Source organism: Scandinavium hiltneri, from assembly GCF_024764835.1.
GTDB lineage: Bacteria > Pseudomonadota > Gammaproteobacteria > Enterobacterales > Enterobacteriaceae > Scandinavium > Scandinavium hiltneri.
This window is the reverse complement of the sequence record NZ_JALIGE010000073.1, coordinates 421393-430795: the sequence shown is the minus strand read 5'-3', so window position 1 is coordinate 430795 and position 9403 is coordinate 421393. Positions and strand designations below refer to the sequence as shown.

At 55.1% G+C, this 9403-nt stretch carries 8 protein-coding genes and 5 pseudogenes; 9 read left to right on the top strand and 4 right to left on the bottom strand.

Features of this window, described 5'->3' with window-relative positions; translation table 11 throughout:
* Positions 1-128: 128 nt before the first annotated feature.
* Positions 129-920, top strand: a pseudogene (gene tnpC / locus MUU47_RS12900) (IS66 family transposase); the annotation flags it as partial.
* 42 nt (positions 921-962) lie between these two features.
* Positions 963-1205, top strand: a pseudogene (locus MUU47_RS12895) (helix-turn-helix domain-containing protein); the annotation flags it as partial.
* Here MUU47_RS12895 and MUU47_RS12890 read toward each other — a convergent pair.
* Positions 1202-1618: a DUF1398 domain-containing protein gene (locus MUU47_RS12890; protein WP_159755049.1), complete on the bottom strand. Its 417-nt coding sequence runs from the start codon at positions 1616-1618 to the stop codon at positions 1202-1204. The pseudogene MUU47_RS12895 and the gene MUU47_RS12890 sit on opposite strands and share 4 nt — an antisense overlap.
* Positions 1619-1826: 208 nt before the next feature.
* Here MUU47_RS12890 and MUU47_RS12885 point away from each other — a divergent pair, with 208 nt between their 5' ends.
* The 5 genes and pseudogenes from MUU47_RS12885 to MUU47_RS12865 all read left to right on the top strand — a co-directional run bounded on the left by MUU47_RS12885 (position 1827) and on the right by MUU47_RS12865 (position 4706).
* Positions 1827-2606, top strand: coding sequence for a DUF6933 domain-containing protein (locus MUU47_RS12885; protein ID WP_258988576.1), 780 nt, complete (start codon positions 1827-1829; stop codon positions 2604-2606).
* A 129-nt stretch (positions 2607-2735) separates the two neighbouring features.
* Positions 2736-3383, top strand: a pseudogene (locus MUU47_RS12880) (site-specific integrase); the annotation flags it as partial.
* A gap of 39 nt (positions 3384-3422) precedes the next feature.
* Positions 3423-4144 (top strand): annotated as a pseudogene (locus MUU47_RS12875) (RHS repeat domain-containing protein); the annotation flags it as partial.
* Positions 4145-4180: 36 nt separating this feature from the next.
* Positions 4181-4483 (top strand): TNT domain-containing protein, encoded by a 303-nt coding sequence (locus MUU47_RS12870; protein ID WP_258988598.1) that lies wholly within the window; start codon positions 4181-4183, stop codon positions 4481-4483.
* Positions 4476-4706 (top strand): hypothetical protein, encoded by a 231-nt coding sequence (locus MUU47_RS12865; protein ID WP_258988574.1) that lies wholly within the window; start codon positions 4476-4478, stop codon positions 4704-4706. The genes MUU47_RS12870 and MUU47_RS12865 overlap by 8 nt, the downstream gene beginning before the upstream one ends.
* A 100-nt stretch (positions 4707-4806) precedes the next feature.
* Here MUU47_RS12865 and MUU47_RS12860 read toward each other — a convergent pair.
* From MUU47_RS12860 to MUU47_RS12850, 3 genes and pseudogenes are all read right to left on the bottom strand, one after another.
* Positions 4807-5060: pseudogene (locus MUU47_RS12860) on the bottom strand (transposase domain-containing protein); the annotation flags it as partial.
* Between the two features lie 154 nt (positions 5061-5214).
* Positions 5215-6900 (bottom strand): urocanate hydratase, encoded by a 1686-nt coding sequence (gene hutU / locus MUU47_RS12855; protein WP_258988572.1) that lies wholly within the window; start codon positions 6898-6900, stop codon positions 5215-5217.
* 169 nt (positions 6901-7069) lie between these two features.
* Positions 7070-7612, bottom strand: coding sequence for a HutD/Ves family protein (locus tag MUU47_RS12850; RefSeq protein WP_258988571.1), 543 nt, complete (start codon positions 7610-7612; stop codon positions 7070-7072).
* A 209-nt stretch (positions 7613-7821) separates the two neighbouring features.
* Here MUU47_RS12850 and MUU47_RS12845 point away from each other — a divergent pair, with 209 nt between their 5' ends.
* Both MUU47_RS12845 and MUU47_RS12840 read left to right on the top strand, forming a co-directional pair.
* Positions 7822-8667, top strand: coding sequence for a transporter substrate-binding domain-containing protein (locus tag MUU47_RS12845; RefSeq protein WP_258988570.1), 846 nt, complete (start codon positions 7822-7824; stop codon positions 8665-8667).
* 12 nt (positions 8668-8679) lie between these two features.
* The gene (locus tag MUU47_RS12840) at positions 8680-9399 is read left to right on the top strand and encodes an ABC transporter permease (RefSeq protein WP_258988568.1); all 720 of its coding nucleotides are present in this window, start codon (positions 8680-8682) and stop codon (positions 9397-9399) included.
* Positions 9400-9403: the final 4 nt, after the last annotated feature.

Here is a 9403-nt window from a genome sequence, read left to right as displayed (position 1 = left end):
GACACTGTTTGTACACTGGAAGTTCATGATCAGATAGAGTTGAATAACAGGAGCCGTATGAGGTGAGAGCTTCACGTACGGTTCTGTGAGCGGCCAGAGGGGGAGGATCCCTCTGGTCTACTCGACCGCCGGTCCCGGTCCTGCTGCCGGGCAACAAAAAAACGAAGACCGGGCGCTTATGGACGTACGTTCGCGACGACCGCAACGCGGGTTCTTCGCTGGCACCAGCGGTCTGGTTCGCGTACAGCCCGGACAGAAAAGGCCTCCACCCGCAGAGCCATCTTGCCGGCTTCAGCGGTGTGCTGCAGGCGGATGCCTATGCAGGCTTCAACGAACTCTACCGGGAAGGACATATAAAGGAAGCCGCCTGCTGGGCCCATGCCCGGCGTAAAATCCATGATGTTCACGTCCGCACTCCCTCCGCGCTCACAGATGAAGCACTGAAACGGATCGGCGAGTTGTATGCCATCGAAGCGGATATCAGGGGAATGCCAGCAGAACAGCGGCTTGCCGAACGCCAGTTGAAAACGAAACCGCTCCTGAAATCCATGGAGAGCTGGCTGCGCGAAAAGATGAAAACCCTGTCGCGACACTCAGAACTGGCGAAAGCGTTCGCTTATGCCCTGAACCAGTGGCAAGCGTTGACGTACTACGCAGATGACGGCTGGGCGGAAGCGGATAACAACATCGCGGAGAATGCCCTGCGACTGGTGAGTCTGGGTCGTAAAAACTGGCTGTTCTTCGGCTCTGACCATGGTGGTGAGCGCGGCGCGTTGCTGTACAGCCTGATCGGGACGTGCAAACTGAACGGAATCGATCCGGAACGTTACCTTCACCATGTGCTTGATGTTATAGCTGACTGGCCGATAAACCGGGTTGGTGAACTGTTGCCATGGCGCGCAGTCCTGTCCGCTGAATAACTTATCTTCGTCAATACGGTTCTCGGCATACGCTTACCGACAGCGGCCTATCAGGCGATAGCAAAACAGGTTAAAGCGCCACGGGAACGGCTACGACTTGCACTGGGATCCGGTTTACAGGTCACCGCGCTGGATGGGATGTTCTGGTTTGGTATGCAGCGGATTGCTGCAGATATCGCGACATTGCGGGCTTCGGGTATGAAGATCGCTACCGACAGGATCGATGTGTCTGATAACCTGACGGGAACGACCAGAAGAATTCCCATCTATAAACTGGCAGATTAACTGACGGTCACTTCCGGGTAGGCTTCAACGTAGCTTTCGTCATTGTACCCAAAGTATGTGACCTGGCGTCCACTAAAATCTGCGATATATCGGACCACCCCTGCATTCCAGATCGCAACCAGAAAGTCAGGAAACGTTGTTCTTCCCGCCTGATCTTCACGTAGCGCATGAATGACCGCATCTTTGTTAAATGCGGGGACATCAGCAAGGCCTGTTACCAGAGGTAGCCCTTGCATCACCACAGGACCATTATCGGTGAAATACAGGCTCTGACAGGAAGGCAAGTTCCATTCATTTATTTTCACGCCTGCAGCCCTGAGTGTTTCAGCCAGATACGGAAATCCCCCTACGGCAGGACGACCAGCCATCGCCTTTTGCATTGCGGCTTGTAGATTATCAATCGCTTTACTCATGATGCCAGTTTCCTTTCAGTCTTATGAATCACCATTGTCCGCTAATCAACGGAATGGACAACAGCCAGTCTGTATCAATAGCCTGAATTTTGTGTCGATATTTAATATCTGCGACGGATTTTGTATGCTTGCTATCTGTCTGTTGCCTGGAGGAGGTGAGATGTGCTTCTTTGAGCAACTGCCGCTTCGCTGATAAGGACACTTCGTCATGATGGTTATCAATTGCTCCTCTGCCGCTGCTCTGCATCTCTATGGGAAATATAAAAAAGGCCATGATGAAGGTTTCTTTGAGCCTGCAGCGTCTGTGCGGGAAACCCTCATTGAACGGCAGGAGAGGTTAACTCCACAGGGCATTATTCAGTGGGTTGTTCATGCGGTGAAAATGGGACGCTCTACCAGCCTGATTGCAATGGAGTTCAGTACTCGCTGGGTTCATGTTATTCATCAGGTCCGCAAAGGCGATGTAAATAGTTTTGTTGAGCGACTCAATGGCCGGTTAATCAATGGCATCGAATGGCTGGGCACCGATTTTTCGCTGTTTACGCGAGAACAGATGGACGCCGCAATCGACTATTTCTTTGCCCAACACAGGGAATTACGCTTTTATCAGCAGACTGACCGCAGCACGATGACTCACATCAATCAGGTGAGTGCGATCTACCAGGATACCTTACACAGCACAGGTGCTTTTCCTGGCGATGAAGAAATTGCGCTCGAATTTGACCTGCGGCTGAATCGTGACTGGCGCTGCCGTAAAGGTGAGCCGTTTGATCTCCAGGTCGATGAAAAGATGCTTCTGAGCTGGATGACGCAGTATTCCGGTAACACTTATTCCGAAGCCGAACAGGCGCTTGCTCAGATAAAGGACGTCAGACGCACGATGCTGATGGGCGGGACTGAACTGCACGATATGCCGCAGACGGCTAGTGAGCAGGGTAATAATATTATCCTGATTGATGATTACAGGAAGGCTCAGAAACGGCGCTGATCCATTTTCGAGCGCCAGTTTTGAGATGGAGATACCGGGTTCGCAGGAGGCTGCAACAAGCTGCTGCTTAAACTCAGGAGAATAATTAGGGCAGCCCTTACGCCTGCCGGGAGTCACATTTTTCTGCATATGGTTCCCACTACTAATTTGGTGGACACCACTTTGTCGGATGAATCAGATTATGACCAGACGGCTCTCGCTGGACGCTTACTATGGGGCTATCGGCCCGATGGCACCAACCCTTGCCGTCACGTTCCGATGTTCCCTGCTGGCAAATCCACCCACCTCATCAGCGATGAAGAAATGGGCAACTTGTTCCGGCAGCTCGACAGGATCGAGTCGGAGGGGTTGGAGAACTACGTCATCCCTCTGGGCATCCGCCTGCAATTCGAGTTCGCTGGCCGCCGCTCGGAAATCATTGCGCTGGAATGGGACTGGGTTGACCTGCAGAACCGGCGCGTCGTCTGGCCTGACAGCAAGACCGGCGGCATGTCCAAGCCCATGAGCGAGGAAGCCTATCGGCTACTCTCGACGGCACCCCGGCAAGAAGGCAGCCGCTACGTGCTGCCTTCTCCGAGCCACGCCGGCAAGCATCTGACCACGGGCGAGTACTACGGTGGCTGGAGCCGAGTGCTCAAGGCGGCTGGCGCCACGCACGTGGGCACGCACGGCATCCGCCACCGTTCGGCCACCGACATTGCCAATTCGGGCATCCCGGTCAAGGTCGGCATGGCGCTGACGGCGCACAAGACCGTCGTGATGTTCATGCGCTACGTCCACACCGAGGACAAGCCGGTGCGAGACGCGGCCGAACTGGTGGCGAGTCGGGGGGACTGTGAATACCGGTACGACGCCGCCGGCCGACTGACAGAGAAGCGGTTGTGCCGGGATGGCTGGCGGCCACAGCGGTGGCGTTACCGGTGGAATGCGCACAGCCAGCTGAGCGAGTTTATCACCCCGGGCGGTGAGCGGTGGCGTTATGCGTATGACCCGTTCGGGCGGCGCATCCGCAAGGAAAAGCGGTCAGACATCGCCGCCGGGACAAGGGCGGTAGGGTGTGAATACCAGTGGAGCGGGGACCAGCTGATAGCGGAGACGCCGTTATACGCGGATGGCCGCGCGGCATATGAGGAGAGCATCCACTGGCTGTATGCGCCGGGAGGACTGACGCCGGTCGCACGACAGGAAAAGGCAAGCTGCATTATGTGGTGAGTGACCACATGGGGACGCCACGGGAGCTGCTGACGGAGCAGGGGAAAAGGGCGTGGGCAGGGCGGCTGAGCCTCTGGGGTAAGGGCAGTCAGTGGGCGGTGGCGGCGAATGATGCGGATAAGCTGAGCTGCAACCTGCGTTTTGCGGGGCAGTACGAGGATGAAGAGTCGGGGTTGCACTACAACCGGTTCCGTTACTATGATACGGAGACGGGGCAGTACCTGAGCCCGGACCCGATAGGGCTATTTGGAGGATTAAACCCGTACGGATATGCATCAAACCCGCTAAAATATATTGACCCGTTAGGGTTAAGTAATTTACCAGTAACTTACTATCCACCGAACGATGGCGCACATGGCCCTGTGAATAATACAACGTTAGAACCTGGTACGACTATTGATAGATATGGTTATTCCGGTGGTAGATATACTTCTCCTGTTGGCACTCCGTATTCAATGCGTGCTCTGCCACCAGGAACTGATTCAGGGCCTTATACTGTTTATAAGGTGATGAAACCTATTCCAAACGTAGCGGAAAGCAAGATTGCTCCTTGGTTCGGGGAAATGGGGATGGGAACGCAATATAAACTAGAGCATAGCGTTCAATCCTATTTGGATTCTGAGCATTTGAAAGAAATGATCGAAGGGGTAGATTGTTGTGGCTAAAAATGAACTACTTAATCAATTGATTAGCATGAACTTACCCAAGGGTAGTTATTCTATTGATTGTGATAAAAATGAGTCACTATGTTTTATGCATGATGGTTTTTTATGGGTTGTATTTTATAGTGAAAGAGGGCAAAAAACCGAGCCTGAATATTTTTCAAATGAAGAGGACGCATGTGATGCTTTCTTTTTAAGATTGAAAAAAATGTTGCAAATAAAATAATAAAATGCTTGCATTAATAATAAAGGGCCGAAGGTGATCTCCCCCCTGTAAATAGTACCAGTCTAAACTGAAGGATCCGGTCTTTCTTTCATCTCACAGATCGGTTACCCGGCAGAAGAATGTCCATATGGGAGACCAGTTGGCTCATGGCGTGAGAGCGGAAGAGCGCCATGCCGGTAACCGCCCAGACCATCATCTCCATGGAGAGGCGACGTTTACGCAGAGTGACGATGCTGGTGTCAGCCAGGCACTCATCAATCAGTTCAGGAGAAAGCAGGTCTGCAAGTGCAGCAAACTCCTGCGGCGAAAAGGCGAAAATTTATGGACGGTATCTAAAGCCTGGCTGAGTAACATAAAAAAAACCGTAATCCCCGGGAGATTACGGATTCTTACACAGCTGCCGGATCGTTCAAGTGATCCTTAACTGATCGGCATTACGTCCCCGGGCGTGGTTTTTTATATCTGTCTTCGCCCGGCAAGCTTGCGCCACCGGACAATGAGGGCTGTCTTAACGCACCATCGGCAAATTCAACGCATGCTTCTTCGCACATTCCACGGCCAGTTCGTAGCCCGCATCGGCGTGACGCATCACGCCGGTCGCCGGATCGTTCCACAACACGCGAGCCAGGCGTTTATCCGCTTCCGGCGTACCGTCGCAGACAATCACCACCCCGGAATGCTGGGAGAAGCCCATCCCGACGCCGCCGCCGTGATGCAGGCTAACCCAGGTTGCGCCGCCTGCGGTGTTCAGCAGGGCGTTGAGCAATGGCCAGTCGGACACTGCATCGGAGCCGTCTTTCATCGATTCGGTTTCACGGTTTGGTGAGGCAACGGATCCGCAGTCGAGATGGTCGCGGCCGATGACAATGGGCGCTTTCAGCTCGCCGTTACGGACCATCTCGTTGAATGCCAGACCCGCCAGATGACGTTCGCCGAGGCCCAGCCAGCAGATACGCGCCGGTAAGCCCTGGAAGGCGATGCGCTCCTGAGCCATGTCCAGCCAGCGATGCAGATGGGTGTTTTCCGGGAACAGTTCTTTCAATTTGGCGTCCGTTTTACGGATATCCTCTTCATCGCCTGACAGCGCCACCCAGCGGAACGGGCCTTTGCCTTCGCAGAACAGGGGGCGAATGTAGGCCGGGACGAAGCCAGGGAAATCAAACGCATTTTTCACGCCCTCATCCAGCGCGACCTGACGAATATTGTTGCCGTAATCCACGGTCGGGACGCCCATATGATGGAAATCGAGCATTGCCTGCACGTGCACCGCCATTGAGGCGCGCGCCGCTTTTTCGACCGCTTTCGGCTGCGTTTCACGCTCGTCCAGCCAGCGGTTAACGCTCCAGCCTGCCGGTAAATAGCCGTTGATCGGGTCGTGCGCGGAGGTCTGGTCAGTGACGATATCCGGGCGCATACCGCCCGCTTTGGCGCGTTTTACCAGTTCCGGTAAAATTTCCGCAGCGTTGCCAAGCAGGCCCACGGAAATGGCTTTTTTCTGCGCATTCGCATCGGCAATCAGGGCCAGCGCCTGATCCAGATTTGTCGCTTTGTAATCGACGTAGCGGGTGCGAATGCGAAAATCGATACGGGACTCCTGGCACTCAATCGCCAGCACCGATGCACCCGCCAGCACGCCTGCCAGAGGTTGTGCACCGCCCATGCCGCCCAGTCCGGCGGTGAGGATCCATTTCCCGCTCAGGTCGCCGTTATAATGCTGGCGGCCCGCTTCGGCGAAGGTTTCAAACGTGCCCTGCACGATGCCCTGTGCGCCGATGTAAATCCATGACCCGGCGGTCATCTGGCCGTACATCATCAGCCCGGCTTTATCGAGTTCGTGGAAGTGATCCCAGTTGGCCCAGTGCGGTACGAGGTTGGAGTTGGCCAGCAGTACGCGCGGCGCATCGGCGTGGGTGCGGAACACCGCCACCGGTTTGCCTGACTGCACAACCAGCGTTTCTTCCGGCTGTAATGCCTCAAGCGATCGCAGGATTTGCTCGAAGCATTCCCAGTTGCGGGCCGCTTTACCAATCCCGCCATAGACCACCAGATCTTCCGGGCGCTCGGCCACGTCCGGGTCGAGGTTGTTTTGAATCATGCGATAAGCGGCTTCGATCAGCCAGTTAGCGCAGTGAAGTGTGTCCCCACGAGGCGCGCGGACGGTACGGGAGAGGGCAGTGGTCTGATGCGTGGTCATGTCATTCCTTCCTGATTCTTGATGCATGTCGGATATCGGTCAAACGCCGCTGCGTTTGTTATGAGTATGTAACAATAAAAGCGGTAATGTATGCTCCTGTCTATACAACCTGGCGCAATTTCCAGCACAGATCACATTCGCTTTTATAAAATCGAAAAGAAACAAGACATTAAAACAGCATGATTTCTGCCAACAGCAGCGTGGCGTCGGGCGTCAGCGGAAACATCTCGCCCGGTTGCGTTTGACTCCAGCTTATTCCGCTTTGGGCTTCATAACGTTGATTATCCAGCTGCCATGCGCCTTGCAGCACCAGGGCGACGCCTGATGAACCTGGCGTGTATGCCTGGGTGATCACGTTCACCTGCGCTGACGCCCGCTCGCGCTGGGTCATGATATTGAAATCCCGGCCAACGCAGTGAATGCCGTCCGTCGCCAGCGGCCACTCCCCGGGAAACGCCCACGGTTGCCAGCGTTCTAACCGATGATTCACTTCGACACCGCGCAACCACAGTGGGGCACCTTCCAGCAGCGTAATCACTCTGTCCACCCCGGCAAACAGTGAGAACGGGCCGTCGGCATTCAGGGTGGCAATACTGGCCCGCCAGAGAAACGGTGCGTCGGGGGAGGGGCGACTGACGATTTCACGGGTTTCGCCGCCACCGTTTTTCCAGCGGGTGACGGGTAACGAGGTGAACTGAAAGGGGGTAATCATTGGGCTAACTCCCTGGTTTTCTGCGCGTTAAGCTGTTTAAATGCCACATTTGCGATTCATTTTGATTACAAATTATTTACAACATGGCTCACAAATCCATCATTCGACGAGTGTGATGGAAAGTCAATGGTTGTATATACATGTTCTGTCATTTGTTGCACGCCATGCCCCATTGCATGAAATACGCTAATGAAATCAGGAGAATCATCATGAAGCAGCGCACCACTTTTCGCGGGATCTGTCTGACCACTCTGCTTTCAGGGCTACTGCTGAGCGCCGGGGGCGTGAATGCCAAAGCATGGAGCTCGATAACCATCGCCACCGAAGGTGGGTACGAGCCGTGGAATCTGACCCTGCCAGGCGGCAAGCTGAGCGGCTTTGAGCCAGAGTTGATGGAGAATCTGTGTCAGCGGATGGGCATCCAGTGCAAGCTGGTGGTGCAGAACTGGGATGGAATGATAGCCGGGCTGAATGCCGGAAAATATGACGTGATCATGGATGCGATTGTGATTACTCCGGACCGCAAAAAAGTGGTCAGTTTCACCGTGCCGTACGCAGCCACGCCTGCGTCATTCATCACCATCAAAGGCAATCTCCTGCCGCCGGCGCCAGTGATTAAACTGCACGACGATGAAAAAGAGATCCAGGCCGCCATTGCGCCACTGAAAGCCGCGCTGAAAGGCAAAACCATCGGGATCGCCTCCGGGACGGTGTACACGCCGTTCATCGACAAATACTTCAAAGACGTGGCCGATATTCGAGAATACAACAACTCCGCAGATGCCATTCTCGACCTCCAGTCCGAGCGCATCGACGCGGTGTTCGACGACATCACCTTCGCCAATTCCACGCTTTCCCGCCCGGAAAACAACAATCTGACCTTCAGTGGCCCGCAGCTGAGCGGCCCAATCTGGGGCGAGGGCGAAGCGATGGGCGTGCGCCCGGCGGATGCTGACCTGAAAGCCAAACTGGACACCGCCATCAAAGCCGCACTGGCCGACGGCACGGTGAAAAAGCTCAGCGAAAAATGGTTTAAAGCTGACGTCACCCCATAAGCGAGGTTGAAGATGATCAATTTACTGGGTCTGGGGGACGACGGTTGGGGAAGACTGATCCTCACCGCCACGCTGACCACGCTGTTGCTCTCCGTGGCGGCGCTGCTGGTGGGCGCGCTGGTCGGAGGGGTGATTGCCTCTGCGAAGCTGTCGCATCGCGCACCGGCCCGTTGGCTGGGTTCGGCGTACTCCGTGGTGTTTCGCGGCATACCTGAACTGCTGATTATTTATCTGTTTTACTTCGGCGGCTCGGGGCTTATCTCGCTGATTGGTCAGATGTTCGGCGCTGACGGTTTTATCGAAGTGCCACCGTTTCTGATTGGTGCCCTGGCGATCGGGCTGATTTCAGCGTCCTATCAGGCAGAGGTGTACCGCGCCGCCCGTCTGGCGCTGTCGCCGGGTGAAGTCGAAGCCGCGCAGGCGATTGGTATGCCGCGCTGGCGCATTTTGCAGCGAGTGATGTTGCCGCAAATTTTCCGCTACGCCTTGCCAGGACTGTCCAACGTCTGGCAGATGAGCCTCAAAGATTCGGCGCTGGTGTCGGTCACCGGTATCGTGGAACTGATGCGCGCCAGCCAGATTGCGGCGGGTTCGACCCGCGACTATTTCCTGTTCTACCTGATTGGTGGCGGCTGCTATTTGCTGCTGACACTGTTGTCGAACAGGGCATTTATCAAGGCGGAAACCCGTCTCAATCGCGCATGGCAGCGCCGAACTGTGGCCCAGGCTTAAGGAG

Coding starts and splice junctions, on each gene's coding strand:
- MUU47_RS12890 (WP_159755049.1), bottom strand. CDS start 1,618: ATGAGTAAAGCGATTGATAATCTACAAGCCGCAATGCAAAAGGCGATG.
- MUU47_RS12885 (WP_258988576.1), top strand. CDS start 1,827: ATGATGGTTATCAATTGCTCCTCTGCCGCTGCTCTGCATCTCTATGGG.
- hutU (WP_258988572.1), bottom strand. CDS start 6,900: ATGACCACGCATCAGACCACTGCCCTCTCCCGTACCGTCCGCGCGCCT.
- MUU47_RS12850 (WP_258988571.1), bottom strand. CDS start 7,612: ATGATTACCCCCTTTCAGTTCACCTCGTTACCCGTCACCCGCTGGAAA.
- MUU47_RS12845 (WP_258988570.1), top strand. CDS start 7,822: ATGAAGCAGCGCACCACTTTTCGCGGGATCTGTCTGACCACTCTGCTT.
- MUU47_RS12840 (WP_258988568.1), top strand. CDS start 8,680: ATGATCAATTTACTGGGTCTGGGGGACGACGGTTGGGGAAGACTGATC.